We start from the raw sequence: 19,868 nt of genomic DNA, 5'->3' as shown, positions 1-19,868 counted from the left end.
TCCATCCGGAAATGCGGCTTCGGAAGGCAAGCGTTTTCAGCAAGCGGCCCACTCGATATTTTCGGCCGGCAGCCTATCTTGCGCGGGCGAAAGCCTTATTCTGTCCGCCGACGCCAATTGCCTGATCTGATTTGGGAGCGAAACCAATGAACAAGCCTTCCGCGCGCGTGCCCGGCCGCGGCCGTGTCTACAACTCGATCACCGAGACGATCGGCGACACGCCGCTGGTGCGGCTCGACAAGTTCGCCAAGGAGAAGGGCGTCGTTGCCAACCTTCTTGCCAAGCTCGAATTCTTCAATCCGATCGCCTCGGTCAAGGACCGCATCGGCGTTTCGATGATCGAGGCGCTGGAAGCGTCGGGCCGGATCAAACCCGGCAAGACGACGCTGATCGAGCCGACCTCGGGCAATACCGGCATCGCGCTCGCCTTCGCCGCCGCCGCCAAGGGCTACAAGCTGATCCTGACCATGCCCGAAACCATGTCGGTGGAGCGCCGCAAGATGCTGGCGCTGCTCGGCGCCGAACTGGTGCTGACCGAAGGGCCGAAAGGCATGAAGGGCGCCATCGCCAAGGCGGACGAGCTGGCCGCCACCCTGCCCGACGCCGTCATCCCGCAGCAGTTCGAAAACCCGGCTAATCCGGAGATCCACCGCCGCACCACCGCCGAGGAGATCTGGAACGACACCGATGGCGGGGTCGACATCTTCGTCGCCGGCATCGGTACCGGCGGCACCATCACCGGCGTCGGCCAGGTGCTGAAGCAACGCAAGCCCTCGGTGCATGTCGTCGCCGTCGAGCCGGAGGCCTCGCCGGTGCTGTCGGGCGGCCAGCCCGGCCCGCACAAGATCCAGGGCATCGGCGCCGGCTTTGCGCCAAAGATCCTCGACACTTCGATCTATGACGAGATCGTCAAGGTCTCCAACGAGGATTCGGTCGCCAACGCCCGCCTCGTCGCCCGCCTTGAAGGCGTGCCGGTCGGCATCTCGTCGGGCGCCGCCCTGCAAGCGGCGATCGTCGTCGGCTCGCGGCCGGAGAACAAGGGCAAGAACCTTGTGGTGATCATCCCGTCCTTCGCCGAGCGCTATCTGTCGACGATCCTGTTCGACGGGCTAGGCGCTTAACGTCTCAACGGGATAGCGGGGATCCTTCGCATCCCCCTCCGCCCTGCCGGGCATCGGGGGGTGCTGTCCCTCCGACATCGGAAGTCTCATGGCTGGACCGCAGAAAACCCGGCTGTGGCGTCCGCCACCGGCTTGAGCGGGAGGCGGCTTCAGGGTCAAATCGCCCCGGCCTGCTTCGTGTGGGCAGGGGGAGAATCTCATGTACAAACTTTACACGCGCCCAGGCAGCGGCGGTTTTGTCGTCGAGGCCGCATTGGCGCTGGCAAACGCGCAATTCGACCAGATCGATGTGCCCAAGAAGGATCCGCCGGACCCGGCTTTCCTCGACATCAGCCCGTTGAACCAGGTTCCGGTGCTGACCTTGCCCAACGGTCAATCGATAACCGAATCGGCGGCGATCTGCATCCTGCTTGCCGAGCGCCATCCGGAGGCGGGTCTGGCGCCGGCCGCCGGATCGCCGGATCGCGCCGGTTTCCTGCGCTGGATGGCGTTCATGTCATCGGTGCTCTACCCCGCCATCCTGCGCCTCTACTATGCCCATCGCTACACCACCGATGCCGACGGCAAGAAAGCCGTCAAGCAGGCAGCCATTGCCGAGATGGACCGCGGCTTCGCCATTGTCGATGCAGCCCTCGAGGGGCGCGGCTGGCTGGTCGGCGACGCGATGTCGCTGGCCGACATTTACCTCGTCATGCTGGTGGCCTGGCACCCCGATATGGACAAGGCGCGAGCCGACTGGCCGAACATCGAACGCTTATGGTCGGCGCTGCGCGCGCATCCGCTGATGAAACGGCTCAACACCACGCATGAGATGTGGCCGGCCTGAACGGACGCTTCAATTTCGCAGGATCGCCCGTTTCGCCTGCAGGAAGCGGCGCACGGCGGGGTCGCGTTCAAGGCCGATCGCCCGGTCATAGGCTTCGACCGCTTGCGCCGCATTGCCGAGCCTGGCCAGCAGGCCGGCGCGAGCGGCCCAATAGGGCTGATAGTCGTTGAGCCGCTTGTCGTCGCCCAGCACGTAGAGCGCCGCCAGTCCTGCCGCCGCCCCTTCGGCCTCGGCAATCGCCACGGCGCGGTTGATCGAAATCACCGGCGAGCCTGATATCGCCGACAGCGCATCGTAGAAGTTACGGATCGCCGCCCAATCGGTTTGGCCGGTCCGTCGCCGCGTCGCATGCACCGATTGTACCGCCGCTTCGAGCTGGTAGCGGCCGATGACGCCCATGGTGGCGGCGTGGCCCAGCAGCGCCTCGGCTTCGTCGATCAGCGCGTGATCCCAAAGACGGCAATCCTGTTCGGCGAGCGGCACATAATCTCCAGCCGCATCGCGCCGCGCCGGGCGGCGCGCCTCGGCAAACAGCATCAGCGCCAGCAGGCCGAGCGCTTCCGGTTCGTCCGGCATCAGCGATGCCACCAGCCGCCCGAGCCAGATGCCTTCGGTCGCCAGATTGCGCGCTCTCGTCTCGGTCCCTGCCGGGTCGGTCCAGCCTTCGGCGAAAGCCGCGTAGATCGCTTCCAGCACCGTTCCCAGCCGCTCGCCGAGTTCGGCGCGATCCGGCACGCGGAACGGAATGCCGATCTCGCGGATGCGGCTCTTGGCGCGCACCAGACGCTGGCCCATCGTCGCCGGCGAAACCAGGAAGGCCGAGGCGATCGTCGCCGCGTCGAAACCCAGAATGGTCTGCAGGATCAGCGGCGCCCGCACGCTGGCTTCGATCGCCGGATGCGCACAGGCAAACATCAACCTGAGACGTTCGTCGGGAAGGTCTTCGTCTTCCATGCTCGCCTCCATCTCCTCGGCCATCAGCTTGAGATGGTCGCGGCTCGCCTCGCTGGTCAGCCGACGGCGCACCGCGTCGACGCGCCGCCGGCGCGCCACGGCCAGCAGCCATGCTTCCGGCTTGTCGGGCACGCCGGTCTGTGGCCAGCGCTCCAGCGCCGCGGCGAAGGCCTCGGCCAGCGCGTCCTCGGCGCCGGCCACGTCGCGGGTGCGCGCCGCTAGCCAGGCGACCAGCTTGCCGTAACTCTGCCGGGCGGCCGCTTCGGCCGCCGCCCGCGCGATCTCCGGGCGATTGTCCATCACGGTGTCATTTCTTGGGCATGTAGTCGGCCATTTCCCAGATCGGCCGCAACTCGACCGTGCCGGCGCTCGCCGCCGGACAGCGCGCCGCCCAGTCGATGGCGGTATCGATATCGGCCGCCTCGATCATGTAGAAGCCGGCAAGCTGCTCCTTGGTGTCGGCATAGGGGCCGTCGATCACGTTGGTCTTGCCGTCTGTGATCCGCACCGAGGTGGTCGCCTGGGTCGGGCGCAACCGTTCGCCGGCGAGCCATGCGCCGGATTTCTTCAACGCTTCGGTATAGGCGGCATATGCTGCGCTCATCTGCTGAGCCTTCTCGATTGGCGTGTTCGCCTGCGCGGCTTCGTCGCTGTTGATCAAAAGCATGTATCGCATGGGTCTTCTCCCGTGGTTTCGAAGGCCGCGTCCTAGCGGGGCCAGACGTATGTCGCGCGGCGGCGGCCGATTTCGACGGGCTTCAGAAAAAACTTTCGCCTCCGCCAGGAGATTTCGCAAGGACCAGATGTTCCTCCGTCTGCTGGCGGATGACCGGCAGCGGACTGGCCGTGGCTCCGCACAGCACTATCCTCCGTCGTTGGCGGGCACGTCACACGAGGCATGGGAGAAGAGAATGGAACTCGTGACCCACAAGAAATTCAAGAACGGCCGGTTGATGCCATGGGGCAAAGGCACGGTCGTCAGCGGTGCGAAAGGCACCGTCTATCTCTGCGGCAACACCGCGACATCGGCTGACTACGATCCGGCCGGCAAGAAGGGTGGCGGCTTCGCCGGCGATGCCGCGGCGCAGTGGCGGGAAGTTCTCGGCAACATCAAATCGGATCTGGAAGAACTTGGCAGCGGGCTCGACCATCTCATCAGGCTGACCTTTTTCGTCAAAGGGCCATTTCCCGACGGCGGCGTCCTCAGCTCGCCTAATTTTCGTCTCGACGTGCTGGACGCGTTTTTCGCCGAGCATTGTCCGAAGCATTGTAGCGACAACAATCCGCCGCCTTCGGAGGTAATCGGCGTCGCAGCGCTTGCCCAGGCAGACATCGTCATCGAGATCGTCGCCGTCGCGGCGCTGCCGGACTGAGGCGCGAACGAACAGGCCGGCCTTGCGCGAGGTCGCCGTTGCGATCGAAGCGCGCCGGCACGAGCTGCGCCGCCGCGCCGGTGCGGGCGTTGCACAAGGCCTCGGCTCTGGCCAGTGAGCGCCCGGCGACGAGCAGGATCAGGCGTGGCTCGCTCTCCAGCAATTGCACGATGCGGCCGCCGAAAATGCCATAGCCGCCAACGACCAGAAGCCTCATCGCGCCGCTCTTTTTGCGTATGTCGTTCCCGGAACCGAGGTCACTTTTGGGTGACATGTGATTAGCCGATCACGTGCGCACGTATCGCGGCGGACAGGATCTCGCAACTGTCCTTGCGGCCGAACATGGCGTAGCGGTTTTTGGCGATGCGTTCGTAGAGCCAGTCACGCAAGGGGCGCGGGATGAGCAGCAGGGCCTTCGCCGCCCGCCACGGCCAGCCGAGTTCGGCCATCACCGCGATGAAACTGTCCAGCCGGATGAAGGGAGCGCCGCCGACAAGGACCAGATTGGTCTCGTAGCTGTCGGTGCGCAGCCCGTATCTCTGGAACAGCGCCTCGCCGAAGGGCGACTGCGCCGTGGCGAAGCGGAAGCGGTTTTTGCGGTCGAGCCCGACCACCGTGCGTACGAAGCCCGAGCACAGCACGCAGACGCCGTCGAAAACGATCAATGGCTGGCTGGCATCGAAGGGTTCAGGAGAAGAAGTCACGGGACGTCCGGCAGCTTGTGTCTTCAGACACTAAGCCCGCCGGCAGCGGGATCAAAGTCGCGGCGTTGTCGCACGGCTTCTCGCGGCCAGCGCGGGGCGCTCGGCGCGATAGGTGGTTGCGCGGGGATCGGCCTCCGGTCTGCAGATCCGGCTGTCGTGACGCGTTTCGAATGTCATGATCAATGCGCGCCGAGCGAGCTGCCGCGACGGGCGCAGGCCGGACCCGGGCCGCGCATGTAGTAGCGCTCCGGCCGATAGGTCGGCGCGATGAACTCGCGGATGGCGGCGGCATAGCCGGCGATGTGGCCCCAGAATTTCATTTTACTCAAGTCCCTGTCCCGATTTTCGGATGTCCCGTCCGATTGCGGGGATCATAGTGTCGAGGCGTGAATAGTCGGTGAACACGATGTTAATCTTTGGTCGAAAACCCCATGCTTCGTGGCCGGAATGCGGCTGTTTGGGGGTCTTTCGGTGTGGTTCGTCGCCATTTCCGGCATTGTGACTTTTGCATCACATATGTTTCGTCTGAATGTCGCTTGGGCGCGGTTCTGTTTCAGATTGGCGAGCCTCTCGAAATTTCCATGCCCGCTGCCGAAATGCCGCTGGTTGCGCGCCCGGAACCGGAACGGGCCTTGCCCGTTCTCGCTTGAACCGCATCGCGCAGGAGTTCGCCATGGCACCTCGCCCCGCCTGGAAGGGCTATCTGAAAATGTCGCTGGTCACCTGCGCTGTCGAACTGACCAACGTCGTCACCCACGCCGAAAAAGTTTCGTTCCGGGTGCTCAACCGCAAGACCGGCAACACGGTCAAGCGCATCTATGTCGATTCTGAAACCGGCAAGCCGCTGGGCGATGGCGACGAGATCAGGGGCTATGAGGTGAGCCCCGGTGAGTTCGTCTATATCGAGGACGAAGAGATCGAAGCGGTGCAGATCGAGTCCTCGCACACGATGGCGCTGGATGGCTTCGTCGACAAAGCCTCGATAGAGCAGATCTATCTCGACACGCCCTATTATGTCACGCCCGCCGACAAGGTGTCGGAGGAGGCCTTTGCCGTCATTCGCGATGCCATGGCGGACAAGAAGATGGCCGGGCTGGCGCGCGTCGTGCTCTATAGCCGCGAGCGGCCCGTGGTCATCGAGCCGCGCGGCAAAGGCATGGTGCTGACCACCTTGCGCTACGGCAACACGGTGCGGGAGCCGGAGAGCATCTTCGGCGACATCAAGGCGGTGAAGACCGACCAGGAGATGACCGATATGGCCGAACGCATCATCGACAAGAAGAAGGGGAAGTTCGATCCGTCGACATTCGAGGACAAGTTTGAGGACGCGCTGCTCGAACTGATCCGCGCCAAGAAGGCCGGCAAGAAGGCTCCGAAAGCGCAGGCCGCGCCCAAGCCGTCCAATGTCGTCAATCTGTTCGACGCGCTGAAGAAGAGCCTGTCCGATGGCGGCCAGGCGGAAGGCCCGGCGAAGAAGGCCAAGCCGGCGGCAAAAAGCGGCAAGGCGAAAGCTTCTGCGCCCAAGCGCAAGTCGGCTTGAGGGTCGGCGCCGTGGCCAGCCTCGAACAATATCAGTCCAAGCGCGATTTCAAGAAGACGGCCGAGCCGGCGGGCAAGGTCGCGCGCGGCAAGCAGCCCGGCGGCATCTTCGTCGTCCAGAAGCACGACGCGACCAGGCTGCACTATGATTTCCGCCTTGAGCATGAGGGCGTGTTGTGGAGCTGGGCGGTGACGCGAGGCCCGAGCCTCGACCCGCACGAAAAGCGGCTGGCCGTGCATGTCGAGGACCACCCGATCGACTATGCCGGCTTCGAGGGCACCATTCCCAAGGGCGAGTATGGCGGCGGCACCGTCATCGTCTGGGACGAAGGCACATGGACGCCAGAGATCGACCCGGCCAAGGCGATGAAGAAGGGCCATATCGACTTCGAACTCAACGGCCAGAAGCTGAATGGGCGGTGGCATCTGGTCAGGTTAAGACCCCGCCCGGGCGAAAAGCGCGACAACTGGCTGCTGATCAAATCCGAGGATGCCGCCGCCCGCCCCGGCGAGGATATCCTGAAGGACGCACCGAAATCGGTGAAGTCCGGCCTGACCATCGAAGAGGTCGCGGAAGGCAAGACCGCCGACGGCAAGAAGCCGAAGGTCTGGCACTCCAACAAGCCCGCGGCATCCAGCAAGGCGAAAGCCGGCAAGCGCCTCGACTTCGTCGAGCCGCAGCTGGCGACGCTGGAGCGCGAGGCGCCGCCCGGCGAGGACTGGCTGCATGAGGTGAAGTTCGACGGGTACCGCATGCAGGCGCAGATCGCCGGCACGGAGGTGCGGCTGCTGACCCGCACCGGCCTCGACTGGACGGAGAAATTCGGCCCCGAGATCGTCGCGGAACTCGCCCAGCTGAAATGCAGCGACGCCATCATCGACGGCGAGATCGTCGTGCTCGCCGACAGCGGCGTTTCGTCTTTCTCGCTGCTGCAGCAGGATCTCTCCGCCAATCGAACCGACCGCTTCACCTACTATGTGTTCGACCTGATGCGGCTTGACGGCAAGGATTTGCGCCGCGAGCCGCTGGTCGAGCGCAAGCAGGCGCTGCAGGAGCTGCTCGGCGAGACGGCCGAAAATGCCGCTGTTCGCTTCAGCGACCATTTCGCGGAACCGGGCAAGATCATGCTGCAGCACGCCTGCCGCATGGGCCTCGAAGGCATCGTCTCCAAGCGCGCCGATGCTCCCTACCGGAGCGGCCGTGGCCCAAGCTGGGTGAAGTCGAAATGCACGGCCCGCCAGGAATTCGTCATCGGCGGGTATCTGCCCTCGGACAAGACCGGCCGCGGCCTGCGCTCGCTGCTGGTCGGCTACCACGAGGGCGGCAAGCTCCACTATGCCGGCCGCGTCGGCACGGGCTTCACAGCCAGGAGCGCCACCGATTTGAAGAAAAAACTCGATGCGCTGAAGGCAGACGCCTCGCCCTTTGCCGCCGCGGTGCCAAAGGGCAAGGGTTTGGTCTGGGTCAGGCCCGAACTTGTCGGCGAAGTGGAGTTCCGCAGCTGGACCTCGGACCGTATAATACGCCACGCGTCGTTCCAGGGACTGCGCGAGGACAAGCCGGCGGAGGAAGTCGTGCAGGAAAAGCCATCGAAGGCGGCGAACAAGGCAAAGCCGGCGGCAAGCAGCGCCGGCAAGGCCGCCGGGGCTAAGGCGCCCGCGACGATCACGACCAGCGTAAAACTATCCCATCCCGACAAGCTGCTGTGGCCCGAGGAAAAAATATCCAAGCAGGACTTGCTCGAACACTACGCGCTGGTCTGGCCGCGCATGGAGCAGTTCATCGTCAACCGGCCGCTCAGCCTGGTCAGGGCGCCGGATGGCATCGGCGGCCCGCGCTTCTTCCAGAAACATGCTTCGGCCGGCATGAGCGACAAGATCGCCCGGATGAAGGATCCGACCGATGGCGAGGAAATCCTGTTCATCCGCGATTTCGACGGCCTTGCCGCTCTGGTCCAGTACGGCGTGGTCGAGGTCCACATCTGGGGCTGCAAGATCGAGGAGCTGGAAAGGCCGGATCAGATCATCTTCGATCTCGATCCCGATGAAGGCGTCGACGTAAAGGCAGTGCGCGAGGCCGCACTCGACATCAGAGGCAAGCTTGACGATCTGTCGCTGCCGAACTTCGTCAAGCCGTCAGGCGGCAAAGGCTATCACGTGCTGGTGCCGCTGAAACCCTCGGCGGATTGGGAGGAAGTCAAAACCTTCTCGCATGATTTCGCCAAGGCGCTGGAGCAGGCCGCGCCCGACCGCTACACGGCGACGCTGTCGAAAAAGGCGCGCACCGGAAAAATCTTCGTCGACTATCTCCGCAACGGCAGGGGCTCGACCACCGTCGCGCCCTACTCTTCCCGCGCCAAGAAGGGCGCGACGGTGTCGATCCCGGTGACGTGGGCGGAGGTTGAAAAGGGGCTGGCGCCGAATTCCTTCCCGATCGGCGACAAGACGACGCTGAAGGAACTAGCGGAGGCCGATCCGTGGGTGGACTTTTTCAAGCAGGGGAAGGTGCTGAAGCGGGGGTGAGCGTCGCGCGCCTCACCTGCTACGCAAGCGTTCCGTCACACCCCCCTCTGTCCGGCAGGCCAGAGGGGGGTGCTGTCCCGCCAGCGTCGCCCAATTAGCGCTGCCGAACCTCTACGCCAAAAACACCCGTTCGAACGCCTGCTTCCCCGGCGGTGAAAACACCACCGCGCGGCTGTCCTTCTCCCGCCTTGCCCATTTCTCCGACAGGATCTTGTCCAGAATAGCCGCGCCGAGCGTTCCCGCGAGGTGCGAGCGGCGCACGCTCCAGTCGAGACAGGCGCGGCAGACCGGCCGGCGCGGCTTGACGCCGACATCGATACCGAGGGCCGAAAAATATGACGCCGCCGACGGCCCGAGCCTGATCTCCCCCGGCCGGATCTGCCCCGGCCTGATCTCCCCGAGCCTGATCTCCTTGTCGTCGCGCAACAGGATGCCGCGCGCGAGGAGCCGGTCGAGCATCGCCACCGCATGTTCGCCGGCGAGGTGGTCGTAGCAGACGCGGGCGACGCGCATCGCGCCGTCGCGCGGGCCGGGCCGCACGCGCTTGGGGCCGACCGCTTCGGCCACCCCGGTGATCGCCTCGATCATGCCTGCCACCTGCGGCCCTGCGAGGCCGTAATAGCGATGCCGGCCCTGGCTGGCCAAGGTCAGCAGCCCACCCTCCATCAGTTTCGACAGATGCGAGGACGCCGTCGGCAGCGAGACGCCGGCCTCCAGCGCCAGTTCGCTGGTCGTCAAAGCCGTGCCGCCCATCAGCGCATTCAGCATGTTTGCCCGCGCCGGATCGCCGACCAGGCTGGCAATGCGGGCAATGTCGGGTCCTTCACGCATAGTTAGGTCTCCATCGAAGCATTCTCGTCAGATAAGCATTATTGTCGGGCGGGATCAAGGAGAACGCCGATGCCAACCGCTTCCGCCCCATTCGCCGACCGCCGGCCGTTCCCGTTCGTCACCTGGCTGCAACGGCGGCTGCTCGCCCGCTGGTACGACCGCCACCTGCAGCGGCTCGATCTCGCGGAGATCGACGACCATCTGCTGCGCGATCTCGGCCTGACCCGTGAGGATGTGCGCCGCGAATGCGCAAAATCCTTCTGGCAGGCCTGACCGCCAGCGCTTTTGCTTAGCAGACACTGCGGCATAACGTTTCGACGCCGCTCGAACTATCCACGCGAAACCCAAGGAGATCACGATGACCATCACCTGCTTCATCCGCTATGAGATCGACCCGTTCGGCAAGCCGGCCTTCGAGCAATATGCCAAGGCCTGGGGCCAGGCGATCCCGCGCTGCGGCGCCGATCTGATCGGCTACTACGCCCCGCACGAGGGCTCGGCCACCACCGCCTACGCCGCCTACAACATCGACAGCCTCGCTGCCTACGAAGCCTATCGCGCCCGGCTTGCCACGGATCCCGCGGGCAAGGCCAATTACGAATTCGCCCGCCGCGAAAAGTTCATCTTGAAAGAAGACCGCATCTTCCTGAAGCTGGTGTCGGGGCCGCATGGACCGCGGCACCTGTTCCAGACCGCGGTCAAGGAGGAGATATGATCGCTGTCATCTTCGAGGTGCAACCGGCTGAGGGAAAGCGCGATGCCTATCTCGGCATCGCCGCGGAACTCAGGCCGCTGCTCGACGGCATAGACGGTTTCATCTCGATCGAGCGCTTCCAGAGCTTGGCCGACCCGAACCGCGTGCTGTCGCTGTCCTTCTGGCGCGACGAGGAAGCGGTCGAGGCATGGCGCAACACGGAAGAGCACCGGCAGGCGCAAAAGGCCGGCCGTGGCGGAATCTTTGCCGGCTACCGGCTGCGCATTGCGCATGTGGTGCGGGACTATGGGCTGACGGAGAGGGATGAAGCGCCGGCGGACAGCAGGGCGGTGAACGGGTGACTAGGTATCGGCGTCGCGCCAGGCCCCCTCATCCGGCCGCTTCGCGGCCACCTTCTCGCCGCTGGGGAGAAGAGACTGGCGCAGGCGTCGAAAATCTCCTCTCCCCTCGGGGAGAGGTCAGCCGAGCGAAGCGGAGGCTGGGTGAGGGGGCGCTTGGCGCTCACGCATTCCCGATCAGCACCCCGGCCGCAAACACCAGCGCCCCGCCCAGCACCACCTGAAACGCTGCGCGCAGGAACGGCGTCTGCATGTAGCGGTTCTGCACGAAGGCGATCGCCCACAATTCGAAGAACACCACGACGGCCGCCACCGCCGTCGCCGTCCAGAAATGCGGGATGATGTAAGGCAGCGCGTGGCCGAGGCCACCCAGCGTCGTCATGATGCCGACGGTCAGTCCGCGCTTGATCGGCGAGCCACGCCCCGACAGCTTGCCGTCGTCGGAAGCGACTTCGGTAAAGCCCATCGAAATGCCGGCGCCGATCGAGGCGGCGAGGCCGACCAGCAGCGTCTGCCAGGTGTCGTGCGTGGCAAACGCCGCGGCAAAGATCGGCGCCAATGTCGAAACCGAGCCGTCCATCAGCCCGGCCAGTCCCGGCTGCACATAGGTCAGGATGAACTGGCGTTGCTCGGCGCTGGCTTCCTCGTCCTTCACCTCGCCAGGCACAAGTTTCTGCTCCAGCCGATGCGCCGAATTCTCATGGCTTTGCTCGGCCGCGGCCAGGTCGCCGAGCAGTTTCCGCGTCGAAGCATCGCCGGTGCGCTTGGCCGCTTCGACATAGAAGCGATAGGCCTGCCGCTCCATCTCTTCGGCTTGGCGCCGCACATGCTCGATGCCGAGCGGCCGCACCAGCCAGTCGGGTTTGCGCTCGTAATAGCCTTTCACGTGCTCGCGGCGCAGCAGCGGAATGCGCTCGCCGAAACGCTTGCGGTAAAGCTCGATCAGGGAATCGCGATGGCCGTCCTCCTCCTCCGCCATCGCCTCGAACACTTTCGCCGATTGCGGAAAACTGTCCGCCAGCCCGTCGGCATAGGCGCGGTAGATGCGCCCGTCATCCTCTTCGGACGAAATTGCCAGCGCCAGGATCTCCTGTTCCGACAGCGTTTCGAAAGGACGGCGGCCGAAACCGAAGACACGGGAAAGCATGAGAAATCCACCCCAGTTTAGAACAATTCTAAACTAGGCGCTGCAGTCTCCGCGGTCAATCGCCAGTCAAGAAATGTTGAAGCGCCGAATTGCAGCGCACCCTTCATTATCGGCAAATGTTCACCTATATTGTCGCGACACGCAAGCGAAAGGCATGAGCAAGATGACGGCAAAGCCGCACGACCACTTCGATCCGAAACCCGTCCTCGATCTTATCGCCAGCATCGAGGCCGATTTGCAGCGGCTGAAAGGCCTGGTCGAACAGCAGGTCGAAAAATTCGACCCCGCCAATCCGCACAACAAGGCGCCCGACGGCAAGCTGACCGAGGAGGGCGTCGAGTGCTGCTACCGCCTGTTCGACGAAGGCAAGTCGCGCTATTCGGTCGCCCAGCAGATGAAGATCTCGTTTGCCGCCGCCACGCACCGGTTCAATTCCTGGCGCAAGGCGGGCGGGCCGAAGCGGCAGAGGGCGTTGCTGGGATAATTGGCGAAAGCCGAAGCGACATCTGATCTCCCCCCTTGAGGGGGAGATGCCTGGCAAGGCAGAGGGGGTCGGTCCGACCGGGCTCGACGTCCTGCGCGGCAGATGGAGGGCTAGCGCTTCACGCGAGGCGACCCCCTCTGTCGCCTTCGGCGACATCTCCCCCTCGAGGGGGGAGATTAGCAGCTTCGCCCGCCCTACGGCGTCAGTTCAATTTCCTCCGTCTCGCCGCCATTGCAGGTGTAGCAGCAATCCTCGCATTTTTCCTTGTTGTTGGGGCCGACGCCCCAATAGGTTCCCTCGTCGCCGTCGACCCAGGCGCCGTAGCAGATGGACTCGCCCTCGTCGCACGACACCGGGATCTGCTTGGTCTCGCCATCGTCGAGATAGAAATCCTTGTCGTTGCCCGGCCAGACATAGTCGCGGTCCTGGCTGTAGAGCTCGAGGCGCATGGCGTTGGGATGGCTGTTCTTGACGGCGAAGGTGATGTCGGCGGCGTGCGCGGCCGGCGCAAACATCGCGGCAAGCGACAGCGCGACGAAGATGCGGCGCGTGATGGTGAAAGACATTGAAACCCCCGAGGCAAATCGGCCCCCCGGCCGAGGGAATCAGCATCGCATGATGGCGGCTGACATTGAAGGGGAGCGGCTGACTGATTTTGGGGGGATTGGGAAAGGGCGGAACTGCTGATCTCCCCCCTCGTGGGGGAGATGCCTGGCAAGGCAGAGGGGGGCGCTGTCCCGCCGACCTCTCATTCCTGCAGCCGCGTCATTTCAATTTTAGGCTTGCTGATCCATACGCTGGCGATCCTTCGCGCCCCCCTCTGTCCTGCCGGACATCTCCCCCACGAGGGGGGAGATCAGCAGCTTCGGCGCCCCGCCCCTCACTCAACCAGATCGATCGTCTCGGTCGTCTTCTCCACGCAGATGAAGCAGCAATTGTCGCAAGGCTGGTCATTGTCCGGCCCGACCCCAGCCGAGATCGCATCATTGCCATTCACCCAGGCGCCGTAGCAGATGTTTTCGCCTGAATTGCACGAGATCGGCACCGATTTCTGCGAGCTGGGCTCGATCAAAAACACCTGGTCGCCGCCCGGCCACGACATCTTGCGGTCACGGCTGAACAACTCCACCGCCACCGCCTGGCTACGCAGGTTCTTGACGAAGAACGCCATGTCGGCGGCGTGCGCCGGCGTGGCGATGAGGAGGGCGGCAAGGGTGAGGCGGAGCATGATGGGCGGTCCCGAATCGGAGATGCGAGGGTCGCACGCCGCGAGGGCCGGGCCTAGAGCCACGGCTAGGCAAGTCCCCCTCACCCGGATTGCCAGCCGAATTGCGAAAGGCAATTCGGGGCAATCCGACCTCTCCCCGAGGGGAGAGGAGCTCGCTCGGCGCTGGTGCTCGCCTCTTCTCCCCAGCGTGGAGAAGGTGGCCGCGAAGCGGCCGGATGAGGGGGCGGCCTCGTGATACCCTACGCCCCCTACTGCCCCACTTCACATGCGGCGCCAGCGGCCGGATCGCGTCAATCACCTCGGCGACTTCAGCAACGTCCAGATCCAGCCGGCAAACGGCAGCACCAGGAACGGACAGCCGGCGGCAGGCAGCGGTGCGGAGGTCGGCAGCAGGGCGCGCCCCACAGCACCATGGCCACCGTCACGACAAACAGGATGGCGCACCGGTGGGCCGCATCCACAGCGCAAAAGTGCTCGACGCGCCGATCAGGACGAGCGCCGCCGCCCACAGCGAGATGCCGCCGACATAGGAGGGCACGCTGGCCTCAAGGCCTGCCGCATTGCCGGCGAGCAGCAGCGTCAGGCATCAACCTCGACGCCGGTATCGAGCCCGCTGCTGGCCTTAAACAGGCCAACACCCGAAACGCCAAACACGCAGGCAACGATCGCGCCGACAATGAGGCGATGACCTGGAAGGTCATGATGGGCCTACTGTTGCAGATTTCGAACGGAGTGAGACGGACGGAAGTGAACCGAAACACCGGAGAGGAACTGGCCCCTTCGCGTCTTGGCGATAAATACGTTTCAGAGTCATTTGACAATGTCTGGATTGATAGGAACTTATGTCGAAAATGGAGAATCGCAGTGGCTACCTGGAAAGACCTTGAAGGAAGTGTTCGTCGGTCCGCTGCTGCAATTTGGGGGAGAGAATTTCGATCAAATCTCGTGCACGGACGCCAAATTGATGCCTATGCCCACATCGATGAAAAACACCATGTCGCAATAGAGGTTACGGAGAAGAAAGATATAAAGAAAATCCAGGAAGATATTAATAAACTAGTCCACGTCAGAAATGTCAATTTCAATAGCGGGTTTATTACTACTGACTGCTTGTGCGTGACGTCTTATACACCGACGCCAGCGATGCTCGCAGCCGGAAAGCAGATCAATATCGACATCCTAAGCATAGATGATTTTCAGACTAGGTTCCTGCCATTTGATGCATACGACGCCATCCGACGAAATGCCCCATTCGGAAGCGCGATTGATCCGGCGACGGGCAATAAGGATACGAAACAGTACGTTGTAGTTAGCCTCGTCGCTGAGAATGGAAGTGAGCTTGACGCCTCAAACGTCAGTAAACTTGTCGCATCAGGCAAGGTTGTTGTTCTAACTGGTGAGTATGGTACCGGAAAGAGTAAATGCATCGAGCATGTTTATAAGACCTTAGCCACGGAAGCTTGGTCGAACTTGAAATTTCCGTTGGCGATAGATCTCAGAAAATGCTGGGGCCTGAAGGACAGATACGAGATAATTCAACGGCATGTCAAAGACGTTGGCTTGAACTCTAGTATAGACGCGTTCTTCAAGGCCTACACCAGCGGGATGCTTGTCCTGCTTCTCGATGGATTTGATGAGCTTGGGGTTCAGCTCTGGAGCGATGACTCAGACGCTCTAAGATCCCTCCGATCAGACGCTCTGGCTGGTGTACGAGATCTAATTTCTCATCAAAAGGGAGGCGTGCTGATCTGCGGTCGAGACCACTATTTTGACAGCAATGATGAACTTTTTTCGGCGTTTGGGCTCGGAGTTTCTTCCGTACAATTGATACGCTCGAAAGACGAATTCACATTTGACGAGATTGCTGAGTTTATGAGCCTAAATGGATATGCCGAGGATATCCCTGAATGGCTGCCTCGAAAGCCGTTGAGTTGCGAGTTCTTCCTTAGAGTCCTGGGGGACACGGGCGCCAGTTTGACCGACGAGCTCGACCCCATCCGATTTTGGGATCTTTTGTTGAATGCCATATGCGAGCGCGAAGCAAAAATTCACCCATCGTTTGATGTCGAGACGATTAAGAGGATTCTTGTTGAGGTGGCTTCTGCCACTCGGACCAAAAGCGCCAATGTAGGCCCGATATCTCTAGCCGATATTCAGGCGGCCTTCGAAAGGGTCGTCGGCCATGCCCCTATTGAGCAAGCAAGCGCCCTTCTTCAACGGCTCCCGGGCCTCGGGCGCACGGCAGCGGACAGCGAGGAGAGGCGATTTGTGGACACCTACCTGCTAGACGGCCTCCGGGCCATCGACGTTGTTTTTATCGTCGACAGAAAAGATGACCGTGCGTCGTCATTTTCTTGGACAAATCCATTAGGAGAAAGTGGCCTGTTAATTTGCGGCCGTAAACTTCTGGAATTAAATTTAATTGAAGATGCCCTAACCTACTGCAAGGCAAACTATGAGTCGAACAATAAGACGATGATTTTGGACGTATTTTGTTCCATATTATTAAGTGGTATTTCAGATATCGACTTCGGCGGCATTTATATCGATGGCGGCTACGCGTCGATTGTCGACTTTTCTCATGCTCGCGTGACCGGCATTCAAGTAGACAACAGCGTGATAGAGCGGTGCATCATAGCGAGTGCCGCGGTGACCAATGTGCGCTTTGAGAAGAATGTCATTGGCGTCCTTGAAGGAATTTCGAGTCCTGCCGCTATTCCTGTCTGGCTGAGAAACAATTCGATAGAAGGGTACTCGTCTGTAGCCACCACTTCGCGAATTCGGCAGGTAGGAAGGAAGAAGCGTTGCTCCGAGGGCTCGGGAAACTCGTTAAGCAAAACGTTCTGGACAAAATACTGTCTAGATTAATCAGCGAGCAAATGCTTCGAAAAGAAAAAGGTGATAGCGGAAATCTCTATATACCTATCAGGAGCGAGTCGGGGCGGGCTGGCCGTATGTTAGCCGAGCTTAGCCTTTCAAAAGACTCGGTTTGGGTTTTCGCATCGTCGCTTTAGGGGCTTCAGTTTAGTCACCCATCTTCAGCGCCTGGATAAACGCCTCCTGCGGGATATCCACCTTGCCGAACTGGCGCATCCGCTTCTTGCCCTCTTTCTGCTTGTCGAGCAGCTTGCGCTTGCGGGACACGTCGCCGCCGTAGCACTTCGCGGTCACGTCCTTGCGCAGCGCCGAGATGGTTTCGCGGGCGATGACCTTGCCGCCGATCGCGGCCTGGATCGGGATCTTGAACAGGTGGTTCGGGATCAGCTCCTTCAGCTTCTCGCACATCTGGCGGCCGCGCTTTTCCGCCGCCGTGCGGTGAACCAGCATGGACAGCGCGTCGACCGGCTCCTCATTGACCAAGATCGACATCTTCACCAGATCGCCTTCCTTGTAGTCGGTCAGATGATAGTCGAAGGAGGCGTAGCCCTTGGAGATCGACTTTAGGCGATCATAGAAGTCGAAAACCACTTCGTTGAGCGGCAGGTCGTAGATCAGCATGGCGCGCTTGCCGACATAGGACAGGTCGGCCTGGATGCCGCGCCGGTCCTGGCAAAGCTTCAGGATGCCGCCGAGATAGTCGTCGGGGGTCAGGATGGTGGCGCGGATCCACGGCTCCTCGATGGCCGAGATTTTGACCACATCGGGCATGTCGGCGGGGTTGTGCAGCTCCTTCATCGAGCCGTCGGTCAGCAGCAGCCGGTAGACGACGCTCGGTGCCGTGGCGATGAGGTCGAGGTTGAACTCGCGCTCCAGCCGCTCCTGGATGATTTCGAGATGTAAGAGGCCAAGGAAGCCGCAGCGATAGCCGAAGCCGAGCGCCGCACTGGTTTCCATTTCATAGGAGAAGGAGGCGTCGTTGAGGCGCAGTTTGCCGACAGCGGCGCGCAGATCCTCGAAATCAGCGGCGTCGACCGGGAACAGGCCGCAGAACACCACCGGCTGCGCCGGCTTGAAGCCGGGTAGCGCATGCGCGGTCTGGCGCTTGTCCTCGGTGATGGTGTCGCCGACGCGGGTGTCGGCCACTTCCTTGATCGAGCCGGTGAAGAAGCCGAACTCGCCGGGGCCGAGCTCGTCGACATTGATGCGGGCCGGCGTGAACACGCCGGTGCGCTCGACCAGATGTTTTGCGCCGGTGCCCATCATGCGGATGGTCGCGCCCTTCTTCAGCACGCCGTCGATGATGCGCACCAGCACGATGACGCCGAGATAAGCGTCGTACCAGCTGTCGACCAGCATGGCTTTCAGCGGTGCTGACGCATCGCCTTCGCGCGGCGGCGGCAATTGGTGGACGATGGCCTCCAGCACATCGGGAATGCCGAGGCCGGTCTTGGCCGAGATCAGCACGGCGTTGGAGGCGTCGATGCCGATGACTTCCTCGACCTGCTCGCGGATGCGCTCGGGCTCGGCGGCCGGCAGATCGACCTTGTTCAGCACCACGACGATCTCGTGATTGTTGTCGATGGCCTGGTAGACATTGGCCAGCGTCTGCGCCTCGACACCCTGCGAGGCGTCGACGACCAGCAGCGAGCCTTCGCAGGCGGCGAGCGAGCGCGACACTTCATAGGCGAAGTCGACATGGCCGGGCGTGTCGATCAGGTTGAGGATATAGTCCTCGCCATTGTTGGCGCGGTATTTCAGCCGCACCGTCTGCGCCTTGATGGTGATGCCGCGCTCGCGCTCGATGTCCATCGAGTCCAGCACCTGCTCCTTCATGTCGCGCAGCTCCAGCCCGCCGGTGGACTGGATCAGCCGGTCGGCAAGCGTGGATTTGCCATGGTCGATATGGGCGACGATGGAGAAATTGCGGATGTGGTCGAGAGGCGTGCTCATGATGGGGCGGCTTTAGCAGGGGCGGGTTGCAGGGGCAAGCGGGGTGGCGGTGCCCTTGCCTTCTCCCCTTGTGGGCCCGTTGCGTTATAGGCTTTGGGCGTGGAGAGAGACGGCAAGGGCAATGCGAGGTGGTTTCCGGCGCTGGTTTGTGGCCAGATGGGGTAGGAGTTGGCGTATTCGGCGGATTTCGGGCGCAGTGCGACCCTAGATCAGGTCGCCAGCGTCACCCAGCGACGCATGTTGAAGGCCATGGCGGCGATGAGAACCTGTCCTGCCGCCTTGGCCAGACCGCGATAGCGGATGGCGCAAAGTCGCATGCGGTTCTTCAAGGTGGCGAAGGTCGTCTCGACGGCAAAACGTTGCCGGGCGATCAGTTGGTTGAACTGCTTCAGGCGCGCCGGCAGGCGCGGATGATGCTTGTTGGCCCGCCGCATCAGCCGCGGCTTGATCCCGCGCTGCCTCAGCGACAGCTCGCGCGCCTTGGTGTGATAGGCCGCATCCGCCAGCACCGCGCCTTCGTCGCCACAGATCAGATGATCCGCCTCGACCGTGTCGTTGACGTTGGCTGCTGTCGTCCTCACCCGGCGGATCAGACCAGAACCCTGGTCGACGCCGACATGGGCCTTGTAGCCGTAGGAGGAGCCAGGCTTGCCCTGCCGGCGTGTAAAGCCGGCATCGGGATCGCCGGCATCGCCCGCTTCGTGCGCGGCCCCACTGGGCGGCCGTGCCGCCGCCGTCTCGATCACCGTGGCATCGAGCATCGTGCCGCGCCGCAGGATCAGCCCGGCCTTGTCCAGTTGATGGTCCCGTTCGCCAAACAGCTTCTCCAGAAGCCCGGCCTCCACGAGAAGATTGCGAAAGCGGTTGAGCGTGGTGTGGTCGGGCACCGTCTCCTCGAGCGTCAGTCCAACGAAGCGGCGGAACGACAGCCGATCGGCGAGCGCCTCCCTCCAGTTCGTTGTCCGACAGCCCATACAAGGATTGCAGCAGAAGCGCCTTGAACATCACCAGCGAATTGTACGCAGGCCGCCCCGCCCCAGTTGGCGAGCGCAGCCGCGCCAGGATCTTCTCGAAGCGATACCACTTCACCAGCGACGACAGCCGGTCCAGTCGTCCGCTCCGACCAAGACCCTGCGGCAGCAGAGCCTCTACAAAACTGAACTGACCGCTCGGCTTTGTCGTCATCGCAAAATCCCCGTTTCAAAAACAGGGAATCACATCCACCCAATTTTGCAACAGTCCCCTTGTGGGAGAA

General features: G+C 62.6%; 21 protein-coding genes and 1 pseudogene. 10 read left to right on the top strand and 12 right to left on the bottom strand.

The annotated features are described in order from the left end of the window. Positions 1-146: 146 nt before the first annotated feature. Complete coding sequence (gene cysK, locus ACYG9Y_RS25085) at positions 147-1,121, top strand: cysteine synthase A (RefSeq protein ID WP_023692952.1); 975 nt, start codon at positions 147-149, stop codon at positions 1,119-1,121. Positions 1,122-1,320: 199 nt separating this feature from the next. Continuing rightward, positions 1,321-1,947, top strand: a complete 627-nt coding sequence (locus ACYG9Y_RS25080) for a glutathione S-transferase family protein (protein ID WP_023706962.1) — start codon at positions 1,321-1,323, stop codon at positions 1,945-1,947. Between the two features lie 9 nt (positions 1,948-1,956). Here ACYG9Y_RS25080 and ACYG9Y_RS25075 read toward each other — a convergent pair whose 3' ends face one another. Together ACYG9Y_RS25075 and ACYG9Y_RS25070 are read right to left on the bottom strand one after the other, a co-directional pair. Next, entirely contained in the window at positions 1,957-3,201 is a 1,245-nt protein-coding gene (locus ACYG9Y_RS25075; RefSeq protein WP_352535221.1) for an RNA polymerase sigma factor, read from the bottom strand. Positions 3,202-3,208: 7 nt separating this feature from the next. Next, positions 3,209-3,577 (bottom strand): YciI family protein, encoded by a 369-nt coding sequence (locus ACYG9Y_RS25070; RefSeq protein ID WP_023681239.1) that lies wholly within the window; start codon positions 3,575-3,577, stop codon positions 3,209-3,211. Positions 3,578-3,812: 235 nt separating this feature from the next. Here ACYG9Y_RS25070 and ACYG9Y_RS25065 point away from each other — a divergent pair, with 235 nt between their 5' ends. Then, positions 3,813-4,274 (top strand): RidA family protein, encoded by a 462-nt coding sequence (locus tag ACYG9Y_RS25065; RefSeq protein WP_023687546.1) that lies wholly within the window; start codon positions 3,813-3,815, stop codon positions 4,272-4,274. Here ACYG9Y_RS25065 and ACYG9Y_RS25060 read toward each other — a convergent pair. The 3 genes from ACYG9Y_RS25060 to ACYG9Y_RS25050 all read right to left on the bottom strand — a co-directional run bounded on the left by ACYG9Y_RS25060 (position 4,237) and on the right by ACYG9Y_RS25050 (position 5,307). Continuing rightward, positions 4,237-4,491, bottom strand: a complete 255-nt coding sequence (locus tag ACYG9Y_RS25060; RefSeq protein ID WP_023749321.1) for a hypothetical protein — start codon at positions 4,489-4,491, stop codon at positions 4,237-4,239. The genes ACYG9Y_RS25065 and ACYG9Y_RS25060 overlap by 38 nt on opposite strands. A gap of 61 nt (positions 4,492-4,552) precedes the next feature. Then, entirely contained in the window at positions 4,553-4,978 is a 426-nt protein-coding gene (locus tag ACYG9Y_RS25055; protein WP_031253426.1) for a thiol-disulfide oxidoreductase DCC family protein, read from the bottom strand. Positions 4,979-5,157: 179 nt separating this feature from the next. Then, complete coding sequence (locus tag ACYG9Y_RS25050) at positions 5,158-5,307, bottom strand: hypothetical protein (RefSeq protein ID WP_196813601.1); 150 nt, start codon at positions 5,305-5,307, stop codon at positions 5,158-5,160. A 344-nt stretch (positions 5,308-5,651) separates the two neighbouring features. Between ACYG9Y_RS25050 and ku the strand changes: the two genes are divergently transcribed. After that, a complete protein-coding gene (gene ku / locus ACYG9Y_RS25045; RefSeq protein ID WP_023749323.1) occupies positions 5,652-6,518 on the top strand; it encodes a non-homologous end joining protein Ku in 867 nt (288 codons plus the stop codon). Positions 6,519-6,529: 11 nt separating this feature from the next. Continuing rightward, positions 6,530-9,040: a DNA ligase D gene (ligD, locus tag ACYG9Y_RS25040; protein ID WP_023749324.1), complete on the top strand. Its 2,511-nt coding sequence runs from the start codon at positions 6,530-6,532 to the stop codon at positions 9,038-9,040. A 111-nt stretch (positions 9,041-9,151) separates the two neighbouring features. Here ligD and ACYG9Y_RS25035 read toward each other — a convergent pair whose 3' ends face one another. Continuing rightward, the gene (locus tag ACYG9Y_RS25035) at positions 9,152-9,871 is read right to left on the bottom strand and encodes an ArsR/SmtB family transcription factor (protein WP_023740310.1); all 720 of its coding nucleotides are present in this window, start codon (positions 9,869-9,871) and stop codon (positions 9,152-9,154) included. Between the two features lie 69 nt (positions 9,872-9,940). Here ACYG9Y_RS25035 and ACYG9Y_RS25030 point away from each other — a divergent pair, with 69 nt between their 5' ends. From ACYG9Y_RS25030 to ACYG9Y_RS25020, 3 genes are all read left to right on the top strand, one after another. After that, complete coding sequence (locus ACYG9Y_RS25030; protein ID WP_023681245.1) at positions 9,941-10,144, top strand: DUF1127 domain-containing protein; 204 nt, start codon at positions 9,941-9,943, stop codon at positions 10,142-10,144. A gap of 85 nt (positions 10,145-10,229) precedes the next feature. After that, positions 10,230-10,586, top strand: a complete 357-nt coding sequence (locus tag ACYG9Y_RS25025; RefSeq protein WP_023740309.1) for an NIPSNAP family protein — start codon at positions 10,230-10,232, stop codon at positions 10,584-10,586. Then, positions 10,583-10,927: an antibiotic biosynthesis monooxygenase family protein gene (locus tag ACYG9Y_RS25020; RefSeq protein WP_023740308.1), complete on the top strand. Its 345-nt coding sequence runs from the start codon at positions 10,583-10,585 to the stop codon at positions 10,925-10,927. The genes ACYG9Y_RS25025 and ACYG9Y_RS25020 overlap by 4 nt, the downstream gene beginning before the upstream one ends. A 160-nt stretch (positions 10,928-11,087) precedes the next feature. Here ACYG9Y_RS25020 and mbfA read toward each other — a convergent pair whose 3' ends face one another. After that, positions 11,088-12,071, bottom strand: a complete 984-nt coding sequence (mbfA, locus tag ACYG9Y_RS25015) for an iron exporter MbfA (protein WP_023681248.1) — start codon at positions 12,069-12,071, stop codon at positions 11,088-11,090. A 163-nt stretch (positions 12,072-12,234) separates the two neighbouring features. On the opposite strand from mbfA, the gene ACYG9Y_RS25010 reads away from it, so the two are divergent. Beyond that, entirely contained in the window at positions 12,235-12,555 is a 321-nt protein-coding gene (locus ACYG9Y_RS25010) for a hypothetical protein (RefSeq protein ID WP_023681249.1), read from the top strand. Between the two features lie 194 nt (positions 12,556-12,749). Here ACYG9Y_RS25010 and ACYG9Y_RS25005 read toward each other — a convergent pair whose 3' ends face one another. The 3 genes from ACYG9Y_RS25005 to ACYG9Y_RS24995 form a co-directional block, all read right to left on the bottom strand. Beyond that, the gene (locus ACYG9Y_RS25005) at positions 12,750-13,121 is read right to left on the bottom strand and encodes a hypothetical protein (protein WP_023710358.1); all 372 of its coding nucleotides are present in this window, start codon (positions 13,119-13,121) and stop codon (positions 12,750-12,752) included. Between the two features lie 314 nt (positions 13,122-13,435). After that, on the bottom strand, positions 13,436-13,783 hold the full coding sequence (locus ACYG9Y_RS25000; protein WP_023740306.1) for a hypothetical protein: 348 nt from the start codon (positions 13,781-13,783) through the stop codon (positions 13,436-13,438). A 294-nt stretch (positions 13,784-14,077) separates the two neighbouring features. Then, entirely contained in the window at positions 14,078-14,227 is a 150-nt protein-coding gene (locus tag ACYG9Y_RS24995; protein ID WP_245260497.1) for a hypothetical protein, read from the bottom strand. Between the two features lie 420 nt (positions 14,228-14,647). Between ACYG9Y_RS24995 and ACYG9Y_RS24990 the strand changes: the two genes are divergently transcribed. Beyond that, the gene (locus tag ACYG9Y_RS24990; protein WP_156929796.1) at positions 14,648-16,651 is read left to right on the top strand and encodes an NACHT domain-containing protein; all 2,004 of its coding nucleotides are present in this window, start codon (positions 14,648-14,650) and stop codon (positions 16,649-16,651) included. 156 nt (positions 16,652-16,807) lie between these two features. Here the strand turns inward: ACYG9Y_RS24990 and lepA are convergent, their stop codons facing one another. Then, on the bottom strand, positions 16,808-18,613 hold the full coding sequence (gene lepA / locus ACYG9Y_RS24985) for a translation elongation factor 4 (RefSeq protein WP_023687530.1): 1,806 nt from the start codon (positions 18,611-18,613) through the stop codon (positions 16,808-16,810). Between the two features lie 209 nt (positions 18,614-18,822). Next, positions 18,823-19,798: pseudogene (locus ACYG9Y_RS24980) on the bottom strand (IS5 family transposase). Positions 19,799-19,868 lie beyond the last annotated feature (70 nt).

It is taken from the genome of Mesorhizobium sp. W050 (assembly GCF_054719535.1).
The sequence above is the reverse complement of the archived record's forward strand: the minus strand, read 5'-3'. Positions and strand labels throughout refer to the sequence as shown.